The sequence below is a fragment of the Ethanoligenens harbinense YUAN-3 genome (assembly GCF_000178115.2).
GTDB lineage: Bacteria > Bacillota > Clostridia > Oscillospirales > Ethanoligenentaceae > Ethanoligenens > Ethanoligenens harbinense.
Genome location: NC_014828.1, coordinates 430,460 through 455,000, shown reverse-complemented (window position 1 = coordinate 455,000; position 24,541 = coordinate 430,460). Strand labels below are relative to the sequence as shown.

16 protein-coding genes, 2 tRNA genes and 2 rRNA genes (1 of these 20 only partly in view) are annotated in these 24,541 nt (G+C 58.3%); 11 read left to right on the top strand and 9 right to left on the bottom strand.

Annotation, left to right across the window (positions count from 1 at the left end; all coding sequences use genetic code 11):
- From ETHHA_RS02200 to ETHHA_RS02185, 4 genes are all read right to left on the bottom strand, one after another.
- Positions 1-918 (bottom strand): 23S ribosomal RNA (locus tag ETHHA_RS02200); it reaches 1,914 nt to the left of the window's first position.
- Positions 919-1,264: 346 nt separating this feature from the next.
- Positions 1,265-1,341: transfer RNA gene (locus tag ETHHA_RS02195), tRNA-Ile, on the bottom strand.
- 155 nt (positions 1,342-1,496) lie between these two features.
- A tRNA-Ala gene (locus ETHHA_RS02190) sits at positions 1,497-1,572 on the bottom strand.
- Positions 1,573-1,901: 329 nt separating this feature from the next.
- A 16S ribosomal RNA gene (locus ETHHA_RS02185) occupies positions 1,902-3,405 on the bottom strand.
- Together the 16S and 23S rRNA genes with 2 tRNA genes alongside form the textbook arrangement of a ribosomal RNA operon.
- A gap of 617 nt (positions 3,406-4,022) precedes the next feature.
- Here ETHHA_RS02185 and sleB point away from each other — a divergent pair.
- Together sleB and ETHHA_RS02175 are read left to right on the top strand one after the other, a co-directional pair.
- A complete protein-coding gene (sleB, locus tag ETHHA_RS02180) occupies positions 4,023-4,718 on the top strand; it encodes a spore cortex-lytic enzyme (protein WP_013484392.1) in 696 nt (231 codons plus the stop codon).
- Between the two features lie 31 nt (positions 4,719-4,749).
- Positions 4,750-5,421, top strand: coding sequence for an FMN-dependent NADH-azoreductase (locus ETHHA_RS02175; RefSeq protein ID WP_013484391.1), 672 nt, complete (start codon positions 4,750-4,752; stop codon positions 5,419-5,421).
- Positions 5,422-5,535: 114 nt separating this feature from the next.
- Here ETHHA_RS02175 and ymfI read toward each other — a convergent pair whose 3' ends face one another.
- Positions 5,536-6,255: an elongation factor P 5-aminopentanone reductase gene (gene ymfI / locus ETHHA_RS02170; RefSeq protein ID WP_013484390.1), complete on the bottom strand. Its 720-nt coding sequence runs from the start codon at positions 6,253-6,255 to the stop codon at positions 5,536-5,538.
- A gap of 17 nt (positions 6,256-6,272) precedes the next feature.
- Complete coding sequence (locus tag ETHHA_RS02165) at positions 6,273-6,926, bottom strand: HAD family hydrolase (protein WP_013484389.1); 654 nt, start codon at positions 6,924-6,926, stop codon at positions 6,273-6,275.
- A 134-nt stretch (positions 6,927-7,060) separates the two neighbouring features.
- Here ETHHA_RS02165 and ETHHA_RS14265 point away from each other — a divergent pair, with 134 nt between their 5' ends.
- The 4 genes from ETHHA_RS14265 (at position 7,061) to ETHHA_RS14260 (ending at position 12,794) form a co-directional block, all read left to right on the top strand.
- Positions 7,061-7,735, top strand: a complete 675-nt coding sequence (locus ETHHA_RS14265; protein WP_013484388.1) for an HAD family hydrolase — start codon at positions 7,061-7,063, stop codon at positions 7,733-7,735.
- Between the two features lie 230 nt (positions 7,736-7,965).
- Positions 7,966-9,486, top strand: a complete 1,521-nt coding sequence (locus ETHHA_RS02155; protein WP_013484387.1) for a YifB family Mg chelatase-like AAA ATPase — start codon at positions 7,966-7,968, stop codon at positions 9,484-9,486.
- 52 nt (positions 9,487-9,538) lie between these two features.
- Positions 9,539-9,835, top strand: a complete 297-nt coding sequence (locus ETHHA_RS02150) for a Dabb family protein (RefSeq protein WP_013484386.1) — start codon at positions 9,539-9,541, stop codon at positions 9,833-9,835.
- A gap of 169 nt (positions 9,836-10,004) precedes the next feature.
- Entirely contained in the window at positions 10,005-12,794 is a 2,790-nt protein-coding gene (locus tag ETHHA_RS14260; RefSeq protein WP_013484385.1) for a methyl-accepting chemotaxis protein, read from the top strand.
- A gap of 90 nt (positions 12,795-12,884) precedes the next feature.
- Here ETHHA_RS14260 and ETHHA_RS02140 read toward each other — a convergent pair whose 3' ends face one another.
- Genes ETHHA_RS02140 through ETHHA_RS14255 form a run of 3 tightly spaced genes read right to left on the bottom strand, consistent with a single transcriptional unit; the run spans position 12,885 to position 17,448 of the window.
- Entirely contained in the window at positions 12,885-15,179 is a 2,295-nt protein-coding gene (locus tag ETHHA_RS02140; RefSeq protein ID WP_013484384.1) for an ABC transporter ATP-binding protein, read from the bottom strand.
- Positions 15,176-16,903, bottom strand: coding sequence for an ABC transporter ATP-binding protein (locus tag ETHHA_RS02135; protein WP_013484383.1), 1,728 nt, complete (start codon positions 16,901-16,903; stop codon positions 15,176-15,178). The genes ETHHA_RS02140 and ETHHA_RS02135 overlap by 4 nt, the downstream gene beginning before the upstream one ends.
- 11 nt (positions 16,904-16,914) lie before the next feature.
- The gene (locus ETHHA_RS14255) at positions 16,915-17,448 is read right to left on the bottom strand and encodes a MarR family winged helix-turn-helix transcriptional regulator (RefSeq protein WP_013484382.1); all 534 of its coding nucleotides are present in this window, start codon (positions 17,446-17,448) and stop codon (positions 16,915-16,917) included.
- Positions 17,449-17,891: 443 nt separating this feature from the next.
- Here ETHHA_RS14255 and typA point away from each other — a divergent pair, with 443 nt between their 5' ends.
- From typA to ETHHA_RS02105, 5 genes are all read left to right on the top strand, one after another.
- Entirely contained in the window at positions 17,892-19,712 is a 1,821-nt protein-coding gene (typA, locus tag ETHHA_RS02125; protein ID WP_013484381.1) for a translational GTPase TypA, read from the top strand.
- Positions 19,713-19,997: 285 nt separating this feature from the next.
- On the top strand, positions 19,998-20,531 hold the full coding sequence (locus ETHHA_RS14250) for a Chromate resistance protein ChrB (RefSeq protein WP_013484380.1): 534 nt from the start codon (positions 19,998-20,000) through the stop codon (positions 20,529-20,531).
- Positions 20,532-20,583: 52 nt separating this feature from the next.
- The gene (locus tag ETHHA_RS02115) at positions 20,584-21,963 is read left to right on the top strand and encodes a radical SAM/SPASM domain-containing protein (protein ID WP_013484379.1); all 1,380 of its coding nucleotides are present in this window, start codon (positions 20,584-20,586) and stop codon (positions 21,961-21,963) included.
- A 135-nt stretch (positions 21,964-22,098) separates the two neighbouring features.
- A complete protein-coding gene (locus ETHHA_RS02110; RefSeq protein ID WP_013484378.1) occupies positions 22,099-23,400 on the top strand; it encodes an ABC transporter substrate-binding protein in 1,302 nt (433 codons plus the stop codon).
- Positions 23,401-23,587: 187 nt separating this feature from the next.
- Complete coding sequence (locus ETHHA_RS02105; protein WP_013484377.1) at positions 23,588-24,535, top strand: AAA family ATPase; 948 nt, start codon at positions 23,588-23,590, stop codon at positions 24,533-24,535.
- The last annotated feature ends 6 nt before the right edge of the window (positions 24,536-24,541 follow it).

Sequence of the window (24,541 nt, the reverse complement as noted above, 5' to 3'; positions counted from 1 at the left end):
GCCCCGCGGCTATTCAGTGCTTTACCTCCGGTAATCTAACACAAGGCTAGCCCTAAAGCTATTTCGGGGAGAACCAGCTATCTCCGAGTTCGATTGGAATTTCTCCGCTACCCACACTTCATCCGCCGCCTTTTCAACGGAGGTCGGTTCGGGCCTCCATGGCGTTTTACCGCCACTTCACCCTGAGCATGGGTAGGTCACTCGGTTTCGGGCCCTATAAATGCAACTTGACGCCCTATTCGGACTCGCTCTCGCTTCGGCTGCGGACCAGAGGCCCTTAACCTTGCTGCATTCATACGCTCGCCGGACCGTTCTACAAAAAGTACCACATCACACCTTGACGTGCTCTGTGTGCTTGTAAGCACAAGGTTTCAGGTTCTATTTCACTCCCCTCCCGGGGTGCTTTTCACCTTTCCTTCACAGTACTATACGCTATCGGTCACCAGGTAGTGTTTAGGCTTGGAGGGTGGTCCCCCCGGTTTCCCACCGGGTTTCTCGTGTCCGGTGGTACTCTGGATACAGCCCCCTGCTCTCACTTTTCGCCTACAGGATTCTCACCTTCTATGATCGGCCGTCCCATGCCGTTCGGCTAAGTGATTGCAATGGTTTACGCTGTCCACAACCCCGGAAGTGTTTCCACTTCCGGTTTGGCCTTCTCCGCGTTCGCTCGCCACTACTTGCGGAATCTCGTTTGATTTCTCTTCCTCGCCCTACTTAGATGTTTCAGTTCAGGCGGTTCCCCACGTGCAGCTATGGATTCACTGCACGCTGACGGAGTATGGCTCCGCCGGGTTGCCCCATTCGGATATCCACGGATCAATGCCTGCTTTCGACTCCCCGTGGCTTTTCGCAGATCGCTGCGTCCTTCATCGGCTCCTGGTGCCAAGGCATTCCCCTTGCGCTCTTTGTAGCTTGACCTTATGTGTCAATCGGAATTTTACCCAACGAACTTGCTTCGCAAGACGTATGTTCAAGCAAGCCCACTGCTTACACAGCTGCTCAGCCTGAAACTTCCGCCGCTACTCGCTTCGTTCATTAAAAAAATTGCAGATTAGAACATTATTCAGTTTTCAAGGTCCCCCCGCCTGCGGCGGAGGCAAGTTCAGGAAAGTCGTTGCTTACGCGGCTGCTCAGCCTGAAATCTTACCTCTTTTGCAAGCGGTTTTGCGATCCATCTGTTCTTGCTTCGATCCGTCTCGCTTTCGCGGCGGCCGACCTCTGCTTTGAACAAACTTCCCGCGAATTGTGTGCGGGCACTGCCCGCTGGTGGGCTCAAGTGGACTCGAACCACCGACCTTGCGCTTATCAGGCGCACGCTCTAACCACCTGAGCTATGAGCCCATGCAATCCGAGCATCTCGGTCGTCCGTTCCCGCCCGGGCCATTGGTTTGCCTGCACCGGCATGCATGCTTTGGCTTCCTCAACGTCGACGCTTGGCCTCGCGGCTTTGCATTTTCGTTTTCGGCTGCCTTGGCGCGTCATATCCGCCGCAGGCGTGGTGGAGATGAGGAGAATCGAACTCCTGACCCCCTGCGTGCAAAGCAGGTGCTCTCCCAGCTGAGCTACACCCCCTACTCACCGTAGCGGCAAGTTCACCGCTGCGCGGCGCAAGTTCAGGAAAATCTCCTGTTCTCGGACTGCTCAGCCTGAAAGCTATACCCCACGCTTTGCCTGGGAATCGGTCGTCCTATTCTCTTTTCCACCGTTTGAAGGTTCTTTGGGACGCCGCCCGTCTTCAAACTGCCGTCATGCTTCCTGCATCGGGGCTGTTCGCTCCCAATCCGATCTGCATGGCCGGCGGCTTAAAAGCGAACCGCGTCCGCCCGGACCCTCAAAATTAAACAACATCTTTCCACAAATCCCTGCGCTGACACTGTTTCTAAAGAAACGAGTCTCCTTAGAAAGGAGGTGATCCAGCCGCACCTTCCGATACGGCTACCTTGTTACGACTTCACCCCAATTACCGATTCCACCTTCGGCGGCGGGCTCCTTACGGTTACCCAACCGACTTCGGGTGTCCCCGGCTCTCATGGTGTGACGGGCGGTGTGTACAAGGCCCGGGAACGTATTCACCGCGGCATGCTGATCCGCGATTACTAGCAATTCCATCTTCATGCAGGCGGGTTTCAGCCTGCAATCTGAACTGAGACCATTTTTAGGGGTTCGCTCCACCTCGCGGCCTTGCTTCCCTCTGTTGATGGCCATTGTAGTACGTGTGTAGCCCAGGTCATAAGGGGCATGATGATTTGACGTCATCCCCACCTTCCTCCGTTTTGTCAACGGCGGTCTGAATAGAGTGCTCTTTCGTAGCAACTATTCACAAGGGTTGCGCTCGTTGCGGGACTTAACCCAACATCTCACGACACGAGCTGACGACAACCATGCACCACCTGTCTCACCGCTCCCCGAAGGGCACTCCCCCATCTCTGGGGGATTCGGTGGATGTCAAGACCTGGTAAGGTTCTTCGCGTTGCTTCGAATTAAACCACATACTCCACTGCTTGTGCGGGCCCCCGTCAATTCCTTTGAGTTTCAACCTTGCGGCCGTACTCCCCAGGTGGATTGCTTATTGTGTTAACTCCGGCACGGAAGGGGTCAGACCCCCCACACCTAGCAATCATCGTTTACGGCATGGACTACCAGGGTATCTAATCCTGTTTGCTACCCATGCTTTCGTGCCTCAGCGTCAGTAAAAGCCCAGCAGGCCGCCTTCGCCACTGGTGTTCCTCCCGATATCTACGCATTTCACCGCTACACCGGGAATTCCGCCTGCCTCTACTTCACTCAAGAGCGACAGTTTTGAATGCAGGCTCCGGGTTGAGCCCGGAGTTTTCACATCCAACTTGCCGCCCCGCCTGCGCACCCTTTACACCCAGTAATTCCGGACAACGCTTGCCACCTACGTATTACCGCGGCTGCTGGCACGTAGTTAGCCGTGGCTTCCTCCTTGGGTACCGTCATTGATTCGTCCCCAAAGACAGAGGTTTACAATCCGAAGACCTTCTTCCCTCACGCGGCGTCGCTGCATCAGAGTTTCCTCCATTGTGCAATATCCCCCACTGCTGCCTCCCGTAGGAGTCTGGGCCGTGTCTCAGTCCCAATGTGGCCGGCCAACCTCTCAGTCCGGCTACCGATCGCGGGCTTGGTGAGCCGTTACCTCACCAACTACCTAATCGGACGCGAGCCCATCCCTCAGCGGATTACTCCTTTGATGGCAGAGCCATGCGACTCCGCCATGTCATGCGGTATTAGCGTCCGTTTCCAGACGTTATCCCCCTCTGAAGGCCAGGTTGCTCACGCGTTACTCACCCGTCCGCCGCTAAGTCCCGAAGGACTCCGCTCGACTTGCATGTGTTAGGCGCGCCGCCAGCGTTCGTCCTGAGCCAGGATCAAACTCTCCAACATATGGTTCTTAAAAGGCCGAAGCCTGAAAAGACACGCTTTGGAGCTTTTGAAAGCTCTTTGAACATCTGGCTTAAAAATCCAAATGTGTTTGCGGATAAATCCGCGTTTTGGTACTCAAAGTACCGAATTGAACACAGGGTTTGTGTTTAGACGTTGTTTAATTTTCAAGGTCCGGAACCGCACCGTGGGGCGTGAACCCCAGAGGCGCGACGCTTAGTATACCACACAACATTCCGCTTTGTCAAGAACTTTTTTGAAATTCTTTTTTTGGCGGTCTGCCGGAGCAGAAGCGCTCAAGTAGTATACCACAGAGCAATCAATCTGTCAAGCGTTTTGTTTGAATATTTTTTGCCCGCACCCTTTCAGGAGACCGTTCCCCGGCCGCCGCACGCACAAAACGCTTGCTTCATGCGGCTTTCGGCGGGCCGTTTCGCGGTGCCCTCCGTAAAGGTGCCCTACTATATTAGCAAATGCAGAATGGGTTGTCAAGCATTTTTCAGCACTTTTTCGACATTTCTTTTTGCAATGCGCCGAAATACCGCATTTCGCCAAAAATTCCAATGGGACGGGGATAAACCGTCCAGAGGTGGAAAAAATGATGGGCGAGGGGGAAAATTATGAATACCAAACGAAAAGCAATCCGTTTTTTGCAGATATGCATTCTCCTTGTCCTTGGGGTGCTGCTCGTCGCGCTTGCCAGGAACCGACTAAACGAGCAAGGCATCCAGACACTCTCGCGGCTGGGTTCCACCGGTTCGGAAGTGCGGCAGATCCAGACGCGGCTGAAAAGCTGGGGCTATTATACCGGTACGGTGGACGGCGTATACGGTGCCGGTACACGCGCCGCAGTGATCGCGTTTCAGCGCAAAAACGGTCTGACGGCGGACGGCGTAGCCGGCAGCGCCACCCTGCGCGCCATCGGCCTCCCCGCCGGAAGCAGCGGCGGATATGGGCAATACAGCCAGAGCGACTACCAACTGCTCGCACGCGTCATCTCTGCGGAATCCCGGGGCGAGCCGTTCGTCGGGCAGGTGGCAGTCGGGGCGGTCATCCTCAATCGGGTGGACAGCCCGCTCTTTCCCAACACCATTGCGGGCGTCGTCTACCAGCCGGGCGCATTCACCTGCCTGACCGACGGCCAGTTCAACCAGCCGGTGGCGGAATCGGCGTTCCGCGCGGCACAGAACGCCATCAACGGATGGGACCCAAGCAACGGTTCTCTGTATTATTATAACCCGGACACCGCCATCAGCCAGTGGATCCGCTCACGGCCCATCCTGCTGCGGATCGGCAAGCATGTTTTCTGTAAATAAAATCACTGTTTAGGAAAGGAACCATCTGTTTATGAAAAAACTGCTGTATATCTCGGCAAGCCCGAAACCCGAAACCGAATCGGTGAGCAAACAGGCCGCCCGCACGTTCATCCAACGCCTGATGGCACAGGAGACCGATTACCAACTGGAAGAACTGGACCTGTACACCAGCGACATCCCCATGCCCGGCCACCAGCATTTCGACCGGCAGAGCCACCTGGTGGCAGGCCCGGCCTACGAAGCGCTCAGCCCGGAAGACAAGGCCGTCATCGACAGAATGAACCAGCTCTGCACACAATTTCAGCAGGCCGACACCTATGTGATCTCCGCGCCGATGTGGGGCATGAGTTTTCCTTCCAGACTGAAACAATATTTTGACTGCATTCTGCTGATCGACCACCTTTTCTCCATCGACTCCACCGGATTCCACGGCCTGCTGGGTGACAAAGAGCGGCGTATGGTTTATGTGCAGTCCTCCGGTGGGGTCTACCCGAAGATTTTCTACGGGCAGATGAACTATGCGGTTAAATACTGTCACGACATTTTCAAGCACCTCGGTGTAGCCACCTTCGACCCCATCCTGGTGCAGGGCGCGGAAACGCCGGGCGTCGGGCGGTACAAAGCGCTTGAAGTCGCCGCGCAGGACATGGACGACGTGCTCTGCCGCCTTGCCGGTCCGCACCCCATGCCGCGCTGGGCCTGACGCTTCCCACCGGGTTTATCCTCCGAAATCAGCTAAAACAAAAACGGGACGGTCGAATTTCCATCGGCGCGTCCCGTTTGTTTTTTGTGAGGAATGGTTTGCCGGAGTGCCCGCTCAGATCACAAAGCCGCCGTTGGGACTGAGCACCTGCCCGGTGATGAAATCGCCGCCCGGCCCCGCAAGAAACAGGATGGAGCGCGCCACGTCTTCCGGCGTGCCAATGCGCATCAGCGGGGTCTCTTCGCAGAGGGCGGCACGGTCGGCCGCGGAAAGCGCGCGGTTCATATCAGTGTCGATCACGCCGGGCGCCACGCAGTTGACCTGGATGTTCGACGGGCCCAATTCTTTGGCCAACGCCTTCACCAGCCCGATCACGCCCGCTTTCGCGGCGGAATACGCCACCTCGCACGACCCGCCCGTAATGCCCCAAATGGAGGAAAGCGCGATGATCTTCCCCGCCTTGCGCCGCAGCATGCCGGGCAGCACCGCCTGCGCGCAGTGGAACAGACCGGTGAGGTTTACCGCCAGCGTATGCTGCCACTCCTCCTCCGTCACATCGGTGAAGAGCCGCTGCCCGGCGATGCCGGCGTTGTTCACCAGCACGTCCACCCCACCCGCCTGCCGCACCATCTCCCGCACAGCGGCGGCGTCGGCCACATCCGCGCCAAGCACCAGCGTATCCGCACCCTCCGCGCGCAGGCGGGCGGCCAGTTCCTCCGCTTCAGTGCGGTGCCGGTGGTAGTTGATGCACACGCGGTATCCCTCGCGCGCAAAGGCCGCCGCCGCCGCACGGCCAATGCCCCGCGACGCGCCGGTGACCAGAACGGTTTTCATCCGGTTCCCCTCCCCGTTCATCGTTCGATCTCGGTAAAATCCATATAATAGGCGTCCGCTTCCGCCATGATCTGCGCCTTCTCGGGTTCGGAACAGGCGTCGTAGATGCCCACCGCCCGCATGCCGCCGGCTTTGGCCCCGCGGATGCCGTCTAGGATATCCTCAAACACCACGCAGCCCTCCGGCCCCGCCCCGATCCGCTCCGACGCCCGCAGGTAGATGTCGGGGAATTTCTTGCCGCGCAGGTTCTCCTCATCGAGCGTGACGAACCCGTCGAACAGGCCGTAGACCCCGTTGGCCTTCAGCCCCGCTTCATATAAAGTCTGCGACGACGCGGTGGCCAGCCCGATCTTTACGCCCTGCGCCTTCAGCCAGTGCAAAAACACCGCCGCGCCCGGCTTCATCGGCAGCCCGGCCTCATAGGCCGCGCGCACCCGGTCGTCCCACTCCCGGATGATCGCCTCCTCGGATTCGGGCAGCTCAAATCGATCTTTGGTATAGACCGCGGCCTGCGTATAGTTGAGCGGCTTGAGCGCCGCGGCGTAATCGGGCGGGCAGGGGATGCCGCGCTTGGCCAGGAACGCAACGTCCACAGCATGCCAGACGCCCATCGAATCGAGCAGCGTCCCGTCCAGGTCGAAAATCGCGCCCCCGAACTCTTCAAAATCCATATGCTTCCCTCTGTGCGCACGCAGCCGCAATGCGGGCGAATTGAAATACATAAAAATACCTGTTACAATATTCCGTGGAAACAACCGGCCGGCGCAGCGCCTGCGCGCGGGCGGAATCACGGAGGAGAATGAATATGCCCAAACCGAAAGCCGTCATCTTCGATCTGGACGACACACTGATCGAGCGCCGCGCCATGATGGAAGTATTTGCGCCGCTGTTTCTGCATCGCTATTTTCCCCACGCCGCCGGTGCGGAATACGACCGGATCTATGAAACCTTCCTGCGCATGGACGACGGCGGTAATACGGCCAGACCGGGCCTTTTCCATCTGTTCCACGATGCGCTGGGCATCACGGAACGCCCGTCCGACCGGGAACTCTTAGACTTCTGGAACGAACATTTCGCCGACCATACCGTTCCCGTCCCCGGCGCGGAAGACTGCCTGCACGCGCTAAAAGCGGACGGCTGCCTGCTCGGCATGATCACCAACGGCAACCCGGTGCTGCAAAACCACAAGATCGACCACACCGGTTTCCGCGGGCTGTTCGACAACATCCTCGTCTCCGGCACGTTCGGCTGCGACAAGCCCGACCCCCGCATCTTCCGCGCCTCCCTTGACGCGCTCGGCATAACGGCGGACGAGGCGATATATATAGGAGACAATCTCACCAACGACATCTATGGCGCGCACGGCGCGGGCATGCAGGCCGTGTGGGCCAACTACTCCGGCCGCGTCAACACCACGGAATTCCGACCGGATTATGAGATCCACGCCGTTCTGGAATTACTGACGCTGAACCTCGACTGAACAGGGCGGCGATACCATAGTAGCACAGCCCGCCCGTGCAATCAAGGGGCTTGCGGAGCGGGGTTTTCGTGGAAGTCGGGCCGCTTTGCGCTTTTTCGCCGGATTTTTCCATTTCCTTGTTGCATGCGGGTGTTTTTCCGTGTATAATCGCAGTAATTCCATATACTAGGCGGTATTTCGCGCCGCAGGGCAGATCGGCCGCACGCCGGCTGCAAAAAAGGAAGATGCCATTGTTTGCGCAGTTAAAAAGTCTGGGATTATACGGCATGGACGCTTTTGTGGTGGATGTGGAAGCGGATATCTCGCAGGGATTGCCCGCGTTCGACATCGTCGGCTTGCCGGATGCCGCCGTGCGGGAAGCGCGCGAGCGCGTGCGCTCCTCCATGAAAAACAGCGGGTATTCTTTTCCGGTCAGCCGCATCACGGTCAACCTCGCGCCTGCCGATATCAAAAAGGAAGGCCCGCTCTACGACCTGCCGGTCCTGCTCGCGCTGCTCTGCGCCACCGGGCAGCTTTCGGGCGACTTCTCCGGCTGCGCGTTCGCGGGAGAGCTTTCGCTGAACGGGACAGTCAAACCGGTCAACGGCGTCCTGCCCATGGCCATCAAGGCCCGGGAGGCCGGTTTCCGCCGTTTTTTCGTGCCGAAAGCCAATGCCGCCGAGGGCGCGGTGGTCTCGGGCATCGAGATCTGCCCGGTAGAGGACCTGCAGAGCCTGGTTTGCTGCCTGACGGGCGGCGCACCCATCATCCCCGCAGTGCCGCCCGAAGCGGACGCACAGGGAGAACCGGCGCCGGATTTCGCGGATGTCTGCGGGCAGTTCGAGGCCCGGCGGGCATTGGAAATCGCGGCGGCCGGCGGGCACAACGTGCTGCTGGTCGGCCCGCCGGGCGCCGGCAAGTCCATGCTGGCCAGACGTCTGCCGTCCATCCTGCCGGATATGACGTTCGGCGAGTCGATCGAGACCACCAAGATCCACTCCATCGCGGGCACCCTGGATACGCCGCTTATCCGCACCCGCCCGTTCCGCGCGCCGCATCACACGATTTCGGCGGCGGGGCTGGCCGGCGGCGGACGGATACCCAAGCCCGGCGAGCTTTCCCTCTCACACAACGGCGTTTTGTTCCTCGACGAATTGCCCGAATTTTCGCGCGACGCGCTGGAAGTGCTGCGCCAGCCGCTTGAGGAACATACCGTGACCATCTCGCGCGTGTCCGGCACCCTCACCTACCCGTGCTCGGTCATGCTGGTCTGTGCGATGAACCCCTGCCCTTGCGGCTACTTCGGGCACCCATCCCGCCCCTGCACCTGCTCCCGGGGCGCAGTATCCAGATATCTCGCGCGCATCTCCGGCCCACTGCTCGACCGGCTGGACCTGCATGTGGAAGTGCCTCCGGTCTCCTTTGAAAAACTGCACGGCGAAGCCGGCGAGGCCTCGTCGGCCATCCGGGCACGGGTCAACCGGGCGCGCGCCCTCCAGCAAAAGCGTTACGCGGGCAGCGGCATCGCCTGCAACGCCCGCCTCACGCCCGCCATGCTGCGCGAGCACTGTGCGCTCGATACCGCGGCAGCCTCGCTGCTGCGCGCCGCCTACGAAAATATGGGGCTTTCCGCCCGCGCCTATGACCGCATCCTCAAGGTGGCGCGCACCATCGCCGACCTGGAAGGCAGCGCCGCCATCGCTCCCGCGCACATCGCGGAGGCGGTGCAATACCGCAGTCTGGACCGCAAATACTGGAACAACGGCGCATAAACGGTGCACCCGCACCGTATCCGATATCATTTTATACGGAGGAAAGTTAGTGATGGTCAAGCATATTGTCATGTGGAAATTGAAAGAGTTCGCTGCCGGAGCGGACAAAAAAGCCAACGCCATCCAGATGAAAAAGAGACTGGAAGCGCTGCAGGGAGTGGTGCCGGGCGCCTACAAAATGGAAGTCGGCATCAACTACAACCCCGGCGGCTACGACGTGGTGCTCTACTCGGAATTCAACGACCACGATGCGCTGGAGGGCTATCAGGTCCATCCGGAGCATATCCGTGTTCAGGAATTTATCCGGGAAGTGACCATGACCCGCGTCGTGGCCGATTACATGGTTTAACCCTTTTGGCCGCACCAACCGCATGCCCGGCGATTTGCCGCATGCAGAGGCCATGTGGGCATTGTCTCGATACGGTTCTGTCTTTTGCCTTTGCAGCCCCCGGCGCCATGAAGACACCGTATTCTACCTTATCTGATTGAATTTTGTTTAGATGAAAGGGGATTCCGTAATGGAACCGAGCACAGAAGCCAAGATAGAGAAAAAGAACAGCCTTGCATACCGAATCAACATAGCCTGCCGCCTGCCTGTTATCGTCTCGTCCGTCATTTTAGGCGCGATCAGCATCGCCATCTTCATCGTAAGCCTTGTGAATTCCTCCATCGTCTACAACATCAATATGTCCGAATTGGAGATCCTGCAGCAGTTTTCCTCAGACTATCTGCAAACCCGCGTCATCGTTCTGCGTATGGCCGAGCGCACCGACGCCGCCGACATCACATTCGACCAGCAGCAGTACACGCTTTACCGGAAAGACATGGACACCCAGCTTGCGCGGCTGTATAAGCTGAACTCCGTGCCTGAAGTGCGGCAGGATTACACCCGCCTGAAAGGTGTGATGACCGAATTCGACGCCATCACCAACCCCCGCCTGCAAATGGCTCAGGCAAAGGACATTGCCGGGCTGAATACTTCTACCGCCGCGGCGCTCAACGTTTACCGCACGGTGGACAACGCCGTTTCTTCCGCCCAGCGGGACACCAGCCAAGCCGCCAGCTCGCGCCTGCAAAACAATACGATTATGATGCTCATCGGCATCGCGCTGATGGCTATCTGCGCACTGGGAGTCATTTGGGTCGCCAACCGGTTCTCCGGCCGGGTCGCATCCTTCATCCGCAACGAGCTCGGCAAAATCACCCAGGCAGCCCGTCTGCTCGCGGCCGGCAACCTGGAGTTGGACATCGACACAGACGACGCTTCCGAGCTTGGCGTGCTGGCACGTGCGTTTGACGATGTGCGCCGACACCTGATTGCTATGAAAAACGACGTGGATCACCTGATGCAAGGCTGCAACAAGGGCAACCTTGCCGTGCAGGTGGATTCCTCCCAGCATCAGGGCATTTATCGCGAAATCATCGACAGAATGCTGGATATCTTCATGATCGTCAATCTCTCCATCGAATCCGCAACCCAAACGCTGGGAAGTCTTGCAAACGGCGAACACCTCCAGCCCATCGCCACCGATGACCCCGGCATATTCGGCCAAATGGGTGCCAGCATGGAAACGATCCGCCAAGTGATCTCTTCGCTGCATGCCGATGTCGTACAGCTTGCCGCCGCCGGCGCGGAAGGCAACCTGACCGCGCGCGGCGACACGTCCCGCTATCGCGGCATCTACGGAGAGATCGTAGACGGGATCAACCTTGCGTTCCAAAATATTCAAGAGCCGATGGACGTGGTGATCGAACGGCTGACCACCCTTGCCGACGGCGGGCAGATTGCCACGGACAACCCCTATCAGGGTTATCCCGCCAAACTGATCGAAAGCCTGGGTCTGCTCGCCGTGGCTCTGGAAACTCTTCAGAGCGAAACGGATAAAATGGCCGCCGCCGGCGCCGTGGGCGACCTGGAAACGCGCGGGGATACCGGCAGCCTGAACGGGCGCTACGCCGTGATTCTCGACGGCTTCAACCAGACACTGGACAATATCCTCCTCCCGCTCAACGAGGTGCGCACCATCCTGACCAACGTGCAAAAGCACGACTTTGTCGCAAAAGCACGAGAGGATTATCAGGGCGAGATGGCCAAACTTGCCACGGATGTCAACAACGTGCGTGAGCATTTCCTGCTGATCCAGACCATCTTCCTCAAGCTTGCAAAAGGCGACACCAGTTCGCTGGAGCTGGTTCGCAAAGTCGGCCGCTATTGCGAAGCGGATCAGCTCACGCCCGCGGTGACGGAAGGTCTTCAGAGCATCCGCGATCTCATCACCGAGGCCACGGGAATGGCGCAAGCCGCGCAGGAAGGCAATCTGTCCGCGCGCGTGGACGAAGACCGTTTCCAGGGAGGGTACCGCAACATCATTTCCGGCATGAACCGAACCATGCAGGCCTTTGCCGAACCCATCTCGGAACTGCAGTCCGGCCTGAACGAGGTGGCGGCCGGAAACCTGAATGTGCAGATCACCAGCAGCTATTCGGGCGCATACAGCCAGATGCAGGAGTCGTTCAACCACGCTATTATCTCGTTCAACGAGCTGATTCAGAGCGTGCAGATCGCCGCTTCCGAAGTATCGGCCGGCTCCCGCCAGGTTTCGGACGCAAGCCAGACGCTTTCGCAAAGCTCCACGGAGCAGGCCAGCGCGATCGAAGAAGTCACCGCCTCGGTAGCGGAACTGTCCTCGCAGACGCGTGAAAACGCGGAGAAATCCACGCAGGCCAACCAGCTTGCGGATGAGACCAAGACCCGTGCCGACGAAGGAAATGAGAGCATGCAGGATATGCTGCGGGCGATCGAAGACATCGGCAAATCCGCACAGAATATCTCCAGAATCATCAAGACCATTGACGATATCGCATTCCAGACCAATATTCTGGCGCTCAACGCGGCGGTGGAAGCCGCACGCGCGGGGCAATACGGCAAGGGCTTCACCGTAGTCGCCGACGAGGTGCGCAACCTGGCCACCAAGAGCGCAAACGCCGCGCATGAGACCGCCGAACTGATCGAAACCAGCATCCAGAAAGTCCACGCCGGCACTGAGATTGCCGGACAGACGGCCGAAAAATTCTCGGTCATCACAGCCAACGCCGCACAGGTCGCCGATCTGCTGCATGTCATCGGAGAAGCCAGCAACGAGCAGGCCAACGCCATCACGCAGGTAGACCTTTCGGTGCAGCAGATCTCCATGTCCGTGCAGAACAATTCGGCCACCGCCGAGGAAACCGCGGCATCCAGCCAAGAGCTCTCCGGTCAGGCCCAGATGCTGCTGGACGCGGTCAGCCGCTTCACGCTGCGGCAGTAATCCAGAGCGCAAGAACATCCACGCGCGAAAGAGCGGCAACCATTTGGCTGCCGCTCTTTCGTCTGTCTGCGCTGCGGGGAACCGAACCGGTCAGCCCGCCTCGTCGATGCTTGCCCCGGAGAACTGCGCATTGTACAGGTCGGCATAGAAGCCGCCTTTCGCAAGCAGTTCCTCGTGGTTGCCCTGCTCGATGACCGAACCGTGGTTCATCACCAGGATCATCTTGGCGTCGCGGATGGTGGAAAGCCGGTGCGCGATTACGAAGTTGGTGCGGCCTTCCATTAATTTGGCCATCGCATGCTGGATGAGCACCTCGGTGCGGGTATCGACCGAGCTGGTCGCTTCGTCCAGAATAAGCACGGCCGGGTCGGCCAGAATCGCGCGCGCGATGGTGAGCAACTGTTTCTGCCCCTGCGAAATATTGGTGGCCTCCTCATTGAGCACGGTGTTGTAGCCATCCGGCAGCGAGCGGATGAAGTGGTCGGCGTGCGCGGCTTCGGCGGCGCGCACCACATCCTCATGAGTCGCCCCTTCGCGCCCGTAGGCAATGTTTGCCTCAATGGTGCCGGTGAACAGCCAGGTATCCTGCAAAACCATACCGAACAGGGTGCGAAGGTCGCCGCGGCGCATCTCGCGCGTGTCCACGCCGTCAAACGTGATCTTGCCGCCCTTGATCTCATAAAAGCGCATCAGCAGGTTGACGAGCGTGGTCTTGCCGGCGCCCGTGGGGCCCACGATGGCGATGGTATCGCCCTTTTTGACGTGGAGGTTCATATCCTCCATCAGCGGCTCCGTATCCTTATAGCTGAACTTGACATGCTCGAACACCACGTTGCCCAGCGGATTTTCCAGCACAGGCGGGTTTGCGGGTTCGGGAGTTTCCTCATCCTCATCCAGCACCTCGAACACACGCTCGGCGCAGGCGATGGTGGACTGGATGATGTTGGTGATGTTGGCTGTCTGGATGATCGGCATGGTGAACTGGCGGGAATACTGGATGAACGCGACAATATCGCCGACATTCAGCCAGTTTTTGGTGACGAACAGGCCGCCGAACACCGAAACGAGCACATAGCCGATGTTGCTGATGAAGTTCATCGTCGGGAACATGATGCCGGAAAGGAACTGCGCCTTCCAGCCCGCGGCGTACAGTTTCTCGTTGGAATCCTCGAAAATGTCGATGGCCTCATCCTCATGCCCGAAGGCCTTGACGATTTTGTGGCCGGTGAACATCTCCTCGGTGTGCCCGCTGAGTTGGCCAAGGTATTTCTGCTGTCTGGCGAAATGTTTCTGGGACTGTTTGGCGATCATCGCGGTCGCGAAGATATACAGCGGCAGCGTGGCCAGCGTGATGCCGGTAAGCGCCGGACTGATGGTCAGCATCATAATGATAAAGCCAACCAACTGCAGCACCGACTGGATGAGCTGTGTGAGGCTCTGCTGCAGGGTGGTGGAAATGGTATCCACATCGTTGGTCACGCGGCTAAGAATTTCGCCGTTGCTGTGCCCGTCAAAATACTTCAGCGGCAGTTTGGCCAGCTTGAGGTCCACGTCGCGCCGCATATCGTACACCGTCTTCTGCGCCACGGTGGACATGAGGTACTGCATCACGAAAGTAAAGATCGCACTCAGCGCGTAAACCGCAAGCATGAGAACGATGATGCGGAAGATGTCGCCGAACGGCACGGCGCCGCCGGTCTCGCGGATATCCGCGAGCGCCGTTTTGAGGTCGGACTCTTTGATGCTCGCCTTGTTGCCGCTGCTCTGCGGCATCTGCTTGCTCAGATCGAAGATTTTCTGAACGGTGTCTGCCTTTTCATTGGCGCTTTTGATGGTCTTGACATTGGGCAGGTTGTAAAACGCCTGCATGGCGTCAAACTGCGCCTGCGTCAGGTTTGCCTGCTTCAGCACCGCGGCCTGTGCGGTCTGCATGGCCTGCGCCTCCGCCGTAGCCCGAGCGGATGCCGCCAATGCGGCTGAATTCGTCACATCCGCGCCCGCCTGGCCAAACTGCGCCTCCACTTTCGCGTCCGCGGCGGCTTTCGCCTGCGCTTTCGCAGCGGACATCCCATCGAGCAGCTTTTTGATATTGGGAGCCGCCTGTGTCTGAATCTTGGAAACGTTGTTCACAGCCGATTTGGCGATGAAGCCGTCGGTCAGCTTGTTGATGGCCTGCCCGCTGATCTTGGGCCCGACCACCATAAAAACAGTGCCGAGCACGGCGAAAATGACCACCACCGTCAGCCGCATGCGCTGCGGGCGCAGATAGCCCAGCAGGCGTTTGAGCGTGCCGCCGAAATCCTTGGCCTTTTCCACCGGCCGGCCGAGGGAACCGCCCGGTCCGCCGTGGTTCATCGGGCCGGCTGTTTTTTTCTGTTCACTCATGCCAGTTCCTCCTCCGAAAGCTGCGAGGACACGATTTCACGATAGACCTCGCAGGTCTTCATCATCTCCTCATGTGTGCCGATACCGGCCACTTTCCCGTCGTCGAGAACGATGATGCGGTCGGCTCCCATCACGGTGCCCACGCGCTGTGCCACGATCAGCACCGTGGCGTCGCCGGTCTCTTTTTTCAATGCGGCGCGCAGCCTGGCGTCGGTCTTGAAATCAAGGGCGGAGAAACTGTCGTCGAACACATAGATTTCCGGGCGGCGCACCAGCGCACGGGCGATGGAGAGCCGCTGCTTCTGGCCGCCGGAGAGGTTCAGCCCGCCTTCAGCCAACACCGTGTCGTAGCCTTCCCGCATTTCACCTACAAACCCGGATGCCTGCGCGATTTCCGATGCATGGGTAATTTCCTCATCGGTGGCGTCTTTTTTTCCATAACGCAGGTTTGCGGTAATGGTGCCGGTAAAAAGGATGGCTTTCTGCGGCACAAAGCCGATCTTGGCGCGCAGCTCTTTCTGCGACTGCTCACGCACGTCCACGCCGTCCACCAGCACCTGCCCCTCGTCCACATCGTAAAACCGCGGGATGAGGTTGACCAGTGTGGATTTGCCGCTGCCGGTGCCGCCGATGATCGCGGTGGTCTCGCCCGGTTTCGCGGAGAAACTCACGCCGGAAAGCGCGGGGCGCTCAGCTCCCTGATAGCTGAAGCAGACGTTGCGGAACTCCACATAACCCTGTTCGCCGTCCGCATGTTTGGGCTCGGCGGGATCAAGGATCTCCGGAGCCGTCTCCAGCACTTCGCTGATGCGCTCGGAAGCCGCTTGCGCGCGCGGGATGAAGATGAACATCATGGCCAGCATGATGAAGTTGATGAGAATGAGCGCGGCATACTGGATGAACGCCGCCAGCGCGCCGATGTTCATGCTGCCCGCGTCCACCCGCACGCTGCCGAACCAGATGATGGACAACTGCATAACGTTGAGCGCAAGCATCAGCACCGGCATCAAAAACGCCATGATGCGGTTGACAGTGATATACGTGCGGGTCAGGTCCTGGTTGGCCTCGTCGAAGCGCGCGTTCTCATGGCCGATGCGGTTGAACGCGCGGATGACGCGGATGCCGGTGAGGTTCTCGCGCAGCACGAGGTTGATCTTGTCAAGCTTTTTCTGCACTTGCTTGAACAGCGGCATGGCCCTGCTCATGATGATGGCGATGACCGCAATCAGCACCGGCAGCGCGATGGCAAAGATGATCGTGAGGCTTTTGTCCTCCCGGTAGGCAAGGATGATGCCGCCGATGGCCGTGAGCGGCGCGCGCAGCATCATGTTGATGATGAGGATGGTAACGGTCTGAATCTGGATGATATCGTTCGTGGTGCGGGTGATGAGGGTGGACGAGCCGAATTTATCAAACTCGTGCAGCGAGAATTTTTCCACATGGCGGAAGATCTTGCTGCGCAGGATGCCGCCCAGCCCGATCGCCACGCGCGAGCCGATCATGACCGCCACCACGGCGCAGACGATGCCGATGCCGGCCACGCCGATCATCAGCCCGCCCATGTGCAGGATATAGTTCACGTCTTCTTTCATGATGCCGGTGTTGACGATGTCGGACATCAATGTCGGCAGGTAGAGGTCGGTGAGCACCTGCGCGAAAATCAGCACCAGGATGACGCAGATGTGGGGGATATAGCCTTTGAGGTTTTTGTAGATTTTTAGCATAAGCACCTCCGTCAGATTTGGTCGCGCTGGTCATGTTGTTCGTGTTTGGTCTTGATGTACGCCAGCACGTCTTCCATCAAAGACACATACTGTTTGGCCTTTTCTTCGCCCAGATAGTCGATGAGCCCGCGTGTGCGTTCATAAAATACGTCTTTGGCCTGCCGCAAAAAGTCCTGCCCTTCGTCCGTGATATGAACACGGACGATGCGGCGATCATGTTCATCCTGCACACGCCGCACCAGCCCCATTTTTTCCAGATGGTTGAGCGGCGCGGTGATGGACGGCGGCTTGACATGCAGCAGGCGGCTGAGATCACTCACGTTCACATCATTTGGAAACTCGCGGGATACGGCGTGCAGGGCAAACATCAGCATTTTTTCGCTGTGCTTGATGGTGTGCGCGTGTTTTCTGAGCGTGCCGGTATACGTGGATTCGGGAAACTTGTCGGGCGGCTGCTTGTTTTCGTTCATAAACACGCGGTGGAACTGGAGGATGGTCAGAAAATACCGGTGCACCAATTCATCCGACGCGTCTTTTTCCCGCATGTTTTCACCCCTTTCCCCATTCTACAATTAATTAGGTCGCCTTTTATTTAGCAAGCCTAATTATATGCCTCGCTGTGTAAAGTTGCAAGAGCGCGCAGCGCCAAAAATTTGATTAGTCTTCCTGATTTTTTTGCACATTTTGACAAGCGGCGGCGTCTTCCGTCATTGTCTTGCCGCCGCACGCGTCAAAACCACGATTTTCCCGGCATGCATGCGCCCTGTTTTATCTATTTTCCCGAAACCGGCGTCAAACGGCCCGCGTCGGGCGTACCCACGGGACAAAACGAAGCTCCGGCCGCGCCGCCGCACCGCGACCGCATTTGACAAGACCACCCGCAAAGGGTAAAATGAGAGAGTTGACGGTATGAAATTCTGCGCGCAGCGCGCTTTACCGGAATATAAGGAACAAGTTTCCGCGGCTTTTTTGAGAGGAGCAGATTCTATTGGTACGCAGTGACCTGAGAAACATCGCAATCATCGCCCACGTCGACCACGGTAAAACCACACTGGTGGACGAAATGCTCAAGCAGGGCGGCGTTTTCCGTGAAAACCAGACCGTGCAGGACCGCGTGATGGATTCCAACGATCTGGAGCGTGAACGCGGCATCACCATCCTGGCCAAAAACACCTCCGCCAACTACAAAGGCATTAAGATCAACATTGTGGACACCCCGGGCCACGCCGATTTCGGCGGCGAGGTGGAGCGCATCCTGAAAATGGTCAACGGCGTTCTGCTTTTGGTAGACGCCGCCGAGGGTCCTATGCCGCAGACCCGCTTCGTGCTGCAAAAGGCGCTGAGTCTGGGGCACAAGGTCATCGTAGTGGTAAACAAGATCGACAAGCCGGATGCCCGCATCCCCGAGGTGGAGGACGAAGTACTCGAGCTGTTCATGGAGCTCAACGCCAACGATGAGCAGCTTGAAAGTCCGTTTATCTACTGCTCGGGCCGGCAGGGCATTGCCAGCCTCGACCGCGACACGCTGGGCACCGACCTCACCCCGCTGTTTGAAAAGATCATTGAGTATATGTCTGCGCCGGAAGGCGACGACACCGGCTCGCTGCAGCTGCTGGTTTCCTCCATCGACTACAACGAGTTTGTCGGGCGTATCGCCATCGGCCGCATCGACCGCGGCACCCTCAAGCAAGGGCAGGAGGTTATGGTGGCACACTTCCACGGCGACCACGACCCGTACCGCGCGAAGGTCACCAACATCTACCAGTTCGAGGGGCTCAAGCGCACCCCGGTCACCGAAGCCAAGGTTGGCGACATCGTCACCTTCTCGGGCATCGAGAACGCGTTCATCGGCGATACCATCTGCGCCACCGATGCCGTCGAACCGCTGCCGTTCGTAAAGATCTCCGACCCGACCATCGAAATGACCTTCGCCGTCAACGACAGCCCGTTCGCCGGCAAGGAAGGCAAATTCGTGACCTCCCGCCAGCTGCGCGCCCGGCTGATGAAAGAGCTGCTCAAAGACGTCTCCCTGCACGTGACCGAGTCCGAAAACGCCGATGCGTTCAAGGTGGCCGGACGCGGCGAAATGCACCTTTCCATTCTCATTGAGACCATGCGCCGCGAGGGGTATGAGTTTCAGGTGAGCACGCCGCAGGTTCTTTTTAAAGAAGAAGAGGGCCAGAAACTGGAGCCGATTGAGGAGCTGGTCATTGACGTGCCTGAGAATGCGCTCGGCTCGGTCATGGAAAAAATGGGCGTGCGCAAAGGCGAACTTCAGCACATGGAGCCGATGGGCAACCGCATGCGCGTGGAATTCCTGATTCCTTCGCGCGGTCTGTTCGGCTACCGCAGCGAGTTTCTCACCGATACCAAGGGTGAGGGCATTCTCAACTCGGTGTTCTATGGCTACGAGCCCTATAAGGGCGAGATTCCGGGCCGCAACTACGGCTCCCTCGTCGCGTTCGAGACCGGTGAATCCATCACCTACGGTCTGTATAACGCGCAGGAGCGCGGCACGCTGTTCATCGGCCCGGCCACGCCGGTTTACGCGGGCATGGTCGTTGGCTATTCGCCCAAGAGCGAAGATCTGGTCGTCAACGTCTGCAAACGCAAGCACGTTTCCAACATGCGCTCCTCCGGCAGCGACGAGGCGCTTCGCCTGGTGCCGCCCCACACCATGAGTCTGGAGGAATCGCTGGAATTCCTTGCGCCGGACGAACTGCTTGAGGTCACACCGAAAAGCATCCGCATCCGCAAGGCCATTCTCGACCACAACCAGCGTGCACGCGCCGGAAGCAAAAAATCATAACACCATCGGTTTTACGCCCGCCCGGCGCTTTGTGCTCGGGCGGGCGTTCATTTTTGCATTCGGATGGTTCGTCCATCGTTTATTCTTGTAATCCATCCAACAACATTCATAAAATATTCATATTTTGTCAAACCATCTTTGTCGTTCTTTTGAAAACTCGACCGTTCCTCCACGTTGACAACACTTGTAACAGGTATTACAATAAATGTGCGAGAAATGTAGCGTCTGTTACATCGGAATGCGGGTTGGCACTTTCTTGGAAGGGACGGAAAGCCGTGAATTACCTTGAGTGATGAAAGTGGCACGGCGGACTGGGCCGCGTTGGTCTACAAACTGCCATCGCACCCGTCCAAATACCGTGTGTATGTCTGGCGAAAACTGAAACAGGCAGGCGCCATCTGCTACCAGCAGGGGCTGGCCGTGTTGCCCATGAATATGTGGAACAATACCTATCTGCAAAATCTGCGGGCGGAGATCCATCTGTTCGGCGGCGACGCATCGGTGCTGCGGTTTAATTTTATCGACAGGCAGGATGAGGAAAAACTGGTTGGGCAATTTAACGACAATGTGCGTCTGGCCTGCCAGGAAATTTCGAATGCTCTGCGGGATTTTCTCAAAGAAGTAGAGCATCCGCAGCCGGCCGGCTACATCCGAAAACGGCAGGACGCCGGTTTTTTTGAAAAGGCGCGCAACCATTACGAGGCATTCAAGCGGCACGGTTTTTTTCAGGCGCCGCTCGACCAGAGCCTCGGGCGTGCCGTGGAGAATTTGCTGCTTAAAATTGAAAACCATATGCACGGTTATCATCTGGCAAAATAGCCCCGTGCGGGTTTTTGATACAAGAAGTAACAGGTCATGGGGGAGTTCAGTTATGGATATCAAGAAGCAAGCGATGTCGTTGTTGGTAACAGAAGCCGTGAAATATCTGGAGCATGAGCCGGAGAAGCACTTCGACCGCCTCATCAGCATCGCGAAAGTACTCGTGAAGGGCCGCGACCCGTTCTATCAGAACATCATCAAGCAGTTCGACGATATGTGGCATGACGAGAGCAGCCCGTGGCGCGGATATCTCATCAACTATCTGACCAAGCTCAATCCCAACCAGCGCAAAAAGTTTGCCACCAACTTTCTGGTCAACGCCAGCATCATCGGCTTCACCGAACAGCAGAAAATGGCTGAGAAGCTGGACTGCAACATCCCATGGACCATTCTCATGGATCCTACCAGTGCCTGCAACCTCAAATGCACCGGCTGCTGGGCGGCGGAATATGCCAAGCAGAACAACCTGACGTTTGAAGAGCTGGACAACGTCATTGAGCAGGGAAAAAAGCTCAGCATCTATTTCTACGTCTTCTCCGGCGGCGAACCGCTGGTGCGCAAAAAAGACATCCTGCGCTTATGTGAAAAACACAGCGACTGTTTCTTTGCCGCCTTCACCAACGGCACCCTCATTGACGAGGAATTCGCCTCCGAAATGGAACGCCTGGGCAATTTCGTGCCGATCATCAGCATCGAGGGCTTCGAGGAAGCCACCGACATGCGCCGCGGCAAGGGCGTTTATCAGAGCGTCATCCGCGCCATGGACATCCTGCATGCACGCAATCTGGCGTTTGGCATGTCCGTCTGCTACCACAGCAAAAACACCGATTACGTCGGCAGCGACGAGTTCGTCGATTTCATGATTGAAAAAGGTGTGCTCTTCGGCTGGTATTTCACCTATATGCCGGTGGGCGCGGACGCGCACAAGGAGTTGCTCGCCACCCCGGAACAGCGCGCACATATGTACAAACGCGTCAACGAGATCCGGGCCACCAAGCCGATCTTCGTGCTGGATTTCTGGAACGACGGCGCCTATGTGGACGGCTGCATCGCCGCAGGCCGCCGCTACTTCCACATCAACTCCGCGGGCGACGCGGAACCCTGCGCGTTCATTCATTACTCCAACTACAATATCCGCGAGAAATCCGTGATGGAGATTCTGAAATCCCCGCTGTTCATGGCCTACCACAAAGGCCAGCCGTTCAACAAAAACATGCTGCGCCCCTGCCCGCTGCTGGATAATCCCGAAGCGCTGGCCGGTATGGTCAAAGCGACCGGCGCGCATTCCACCGAGGCCCTCAGCCCCGAAGATGTGGATGTGCTGACCTCCAAAACCAAGGAACAGGCCGAACTTTGGGCGGAAACCGCCGATGATCTCTGGAAAGTTGATCCCAAAAACAAAGAGAATGTGCGTGACCGCGTGAACGCGTAACGATACCTGTTGCAAAAGGGCTGCCGGAAAGATATGTTTCCGGCAGCCCTTTGTGTTGCCCTTGAAAACCGGCAGGATAAGCGTATATAATGGTAGAATAAGAAGGAAATCCTACGGCGTTGGAGGTAAATGCGCATGAAAAAGGCCCTGGCAGCGGTTCTGGCCGTCTGCTTGCTGTTGCTGGCCACAGCCTGCACCAAAAACACGGAGGAAACCAGCCGGCCCGTCCAAAAGACACTGCGCATCACCTATGACGGCAGCCTGTACGGAACCAACTGGATGGACAGCGTTTCCAAAGCGTTTTCCAAAGCGCATCCGGATATTGCGCTGAAGATCACAGCGGACAACCACCTGACACAACATTACACCGCCCTGCTCCAGTCCGGGCCGAACACGCCCGACCTGATCTTCCTTGCCCGCACCAACTGGCAGCAGGACGCTTCGGCGGGCTTGCTGGCCAACCTGAACACCCTCTATACCGGCTCCGGCGGCGGCACGCCGCTCCTTACCGAACTGCGCGCCGGCGTCGCCGCTTCCTGCGCGCTGAACGGGCAATATTATATCTATCCCTGGGGCGCGCAGACCGGCGGCCTGCTCTACCACGCGAACCTGTTCGCACAAAACGGCTGGCAGGTGCCGCAAACCATGTCGGCGTTTGCAACCCTGTGCACGCAGATCCGCCAGACCGGCCTTTCCCCGTTCGCATGGAGCGCGGATCATGCGGACGACTGGACGGACAATGTGGCCACCTGGTGGACACAATATGAGGGACAGGCGTCCATACAGACCTACCTGTCCATGCAGAGTCCGGACGTTTACGGGCAACAGGGGCGCCTGGTGGGGTTGCAGGCTTTTGAGCAGCTCGTGCCTCAGAACTCCTACGGCACACCTCTGACAATGAACCAGGATGCGGCCGTCAAAGCCTTCAGCGCCGGGCACGCGGCCATGATGCCGATCGGCTATCTGTCCGCTTTCGCCGCGGACACCTCACAGGAAAACACGGATATTCGCGTCATGCCGCTCCCAGCGCCGGACGGCTCGAAAAGCGCCGCGTTGCTTGCCGCCTATATCCCCGGCATCGCCGTGGTGCCTGCCAAAGCCGCCGCTCCATCGCTGGCGCAGACGTTCCTTTCCGACCTCACCTCGGATGAGGAACTTGCCCTGTTTATCTCGGCGACCGGAACCCCCACCCCTTTTCTTCTGGACAAGAAACAGGAAAACGCTCTGCCTCGCCTGCTGAAAAGCGCAGCCGATCTCTGGCAAGGGGACACCCTTTACATGCTTTCCACTCAGCCGGTCTATTACCAGCGCCTGTTTGACTGGCCTGCGCAGGGTTCCCCCGTGCTGCAGATCTTCAGCGGCTCGCGCACCGCCGACCAGGCGTTCGCCGAGAACCTTGAAGCCGCACGCGCCTGCTGGACCAACGCCGGATCTTAGGTTTTCCGCATCAGATCATCGACAGACCGTGCGCCTGCCGCCGCTTTTTGTAATATTATGAGTTTATTCTACAATTTGTACGATCTTTTGCCCGGTTTGTGCCTGTTTTCGCCGTCGTATGTATGAGGTGCGTCTGTGCTGTCCATCCTCTTTTCAGGGAACAGACGCGGCTGCTGGAGGAAAAATGATGGAGGACGCCCAACGTATTTTAGAGCGCATCATCGAAAATGTGGAGAACGTCATCGTCGGCAAACGGGATGCCATCGAACTGGTGGTGACCGCCCTTGCCTGCGGGGGCCATGTGCTGCTGGAGGATATCCCGGGCGTGGGAAAAACGCGGCTTGCCTCGGCGCTGGCCGCATCGGTGGACTGCGACTTCCGGCGTATCCAGTTCACGCCCGACATTCTCCCGTCGGACATCACCGGCTTTTCCGTTTTCAACCCCAAAGACGGTGTCTTCACGTTCCGGCCCGGCCCGGTCATCAGCCATTTCGTACTGGCGGACGAGATCAACCGCGCCTCGCCCAAAACACAGGCGGGCCTGTTGGAGATCATGGAGGAAAACCAGGTCACCGTCGATTCCCAGACCTACCCGCTCCCGCAGCCTTTCATGGTGTTGGCCACCCAGAACCCCATCGAATTCGTCGGCACATATCCGCTGCCGGAGGCCCAGATCGACCGTTTCCTCATCCGCATCTCACTGGGCTACCCCGCTTTTGAGGAAGAAGTGCGCATTCTGCTGGACGGCAAAGGACAGAAAACGCGTCTAACCCCCGTTGCCACCGCGGCGGACCTTCTGCGCATCCGCAAAACGGCGGAACAGGTGCGGGTGGACGAGAGCGTGGCCCGTTATATCGTCGCCGTCATCACCGGCACCCGTCGGCATCCGGGCGTGGAGCTGGGCGTGAGCCCGCGCGGCTCCCTGGCGCTCCTGCAACTGGCGCGCGCTTACGCGCTGCTTCGCGGGCGCGGGTATGTTGTGCCGGACGATGTGCGCACGCTGGCCCCGCATGCGCTTTGCCACCGTATCCGTCTGAACGGTGCCGCCCGGCTGGACGGCCGGACCACACAGGATGTGCTGGACGAGGTGTTTGCCGGAATTCCCGCGCCTTCCCTGGTGCAGAGCCGGCCGTAAAGAGGA

What these genes read in the sequence shown, in the direction of transcription:
- sleB (WP_013484392.1), top strand. Translation starts at nt 4,023, where the DNA reads ATGAATACCAAACGAAAAGCAATCCGTTTTTTGCAGATATGCATTCTC.
- ETHHA_RS02175 (WP_013484391.1), top strand. Translation starts at nt 4,750, where the DNA reads ATGAAAAAACTGCTGTATATCTCGGCAAGCCCGAAACCCGAAACCGAA.
- ymfI (WP_013484390.1), bottom strand. Translation starts at nt 6,255, where the DNA reads ATGAAAACCGTTCTGGTCACCGGCGCGTCGCGGGGCATTGGCCGTGCG.
- ETHHA_RS02165 (WP_013484389.1), bottom strand. Translation starts at nt 6,926, where the DNA reads ATGGATTTTGAAGAGTTCGGGGGCGCGATTTTCGACCTGGACGGGACG.
- ETHHA_RS14265 (WP_013484388.1), top strand. Translation starts at nt 7,061, where the DNA reads ATGCCCAAACCGAAAGCCGTCATCTTCGATCTGGACGACACACTGATC.
- ETHHA_RS02150 (WP_013484386.1), top strand. Translation starts at nt 9,539, where the DNA reads ATGGTCAAGCATATTGTCATGTGGAAATTGAAAGAGTTCGCTGCCGGA.
- ETHHA_RS14260 (WP_013484385.1), top strand. Translation starts at nt 10,005, where the DNA reads ATGGAACCGAGCACAGAAGCCAAGATAGAGAAAAAGAACAGCCTTGCA.
- ETHHA_RS02140 (WP_013484384.1), bottom strand. Translation starts at nt 15,179, where the DNA reads ATGAGTGAACAGAAAAAAACAGCCGGCCCGATGAACCACGGCGGACCG.
- ETHHA_RS02135 (WP_013484383.1), bottom strand. Translation starts at nt 16,903, where the DNA reads ATGCTAAAAATCTACAAAAACCTCAAAGGCTATATCCCCCACATCTGC.
- ETHHA_RS14255 (WP_013484382.1), bottom strand. Translation starts at nt 17,448, where the DNA reads ATGCGGGAAAAAGACGCGTCGGATGAATTGGTGCACCGGTATTTTCTG.
- ETHHA_RS02115 (WP_013484379.1), top strand. Translation starts at nt 20,584, where the DNA reads ATGGATATCAAGAAGCAAGCGATGTCGTTGTTGGTAACAGAAGCCGTG.
- ETHHA_RS02110 (WP_013484378.1), top strand. Translation starts at nt 22,099, where the DNA reads ATGAAAAAGGCCCTGGCAGCGGTTCTGGCCGTCTGCTTGCTGTTGCTG.
- ETHHA_RS02105 (WP_013484377.1), top strand. Translation starts at nt 23,588, where the DNA reads ATGGAGGACGCCCAACGTATTTTAGAGCGCATCATCGAAAATGTGGAG.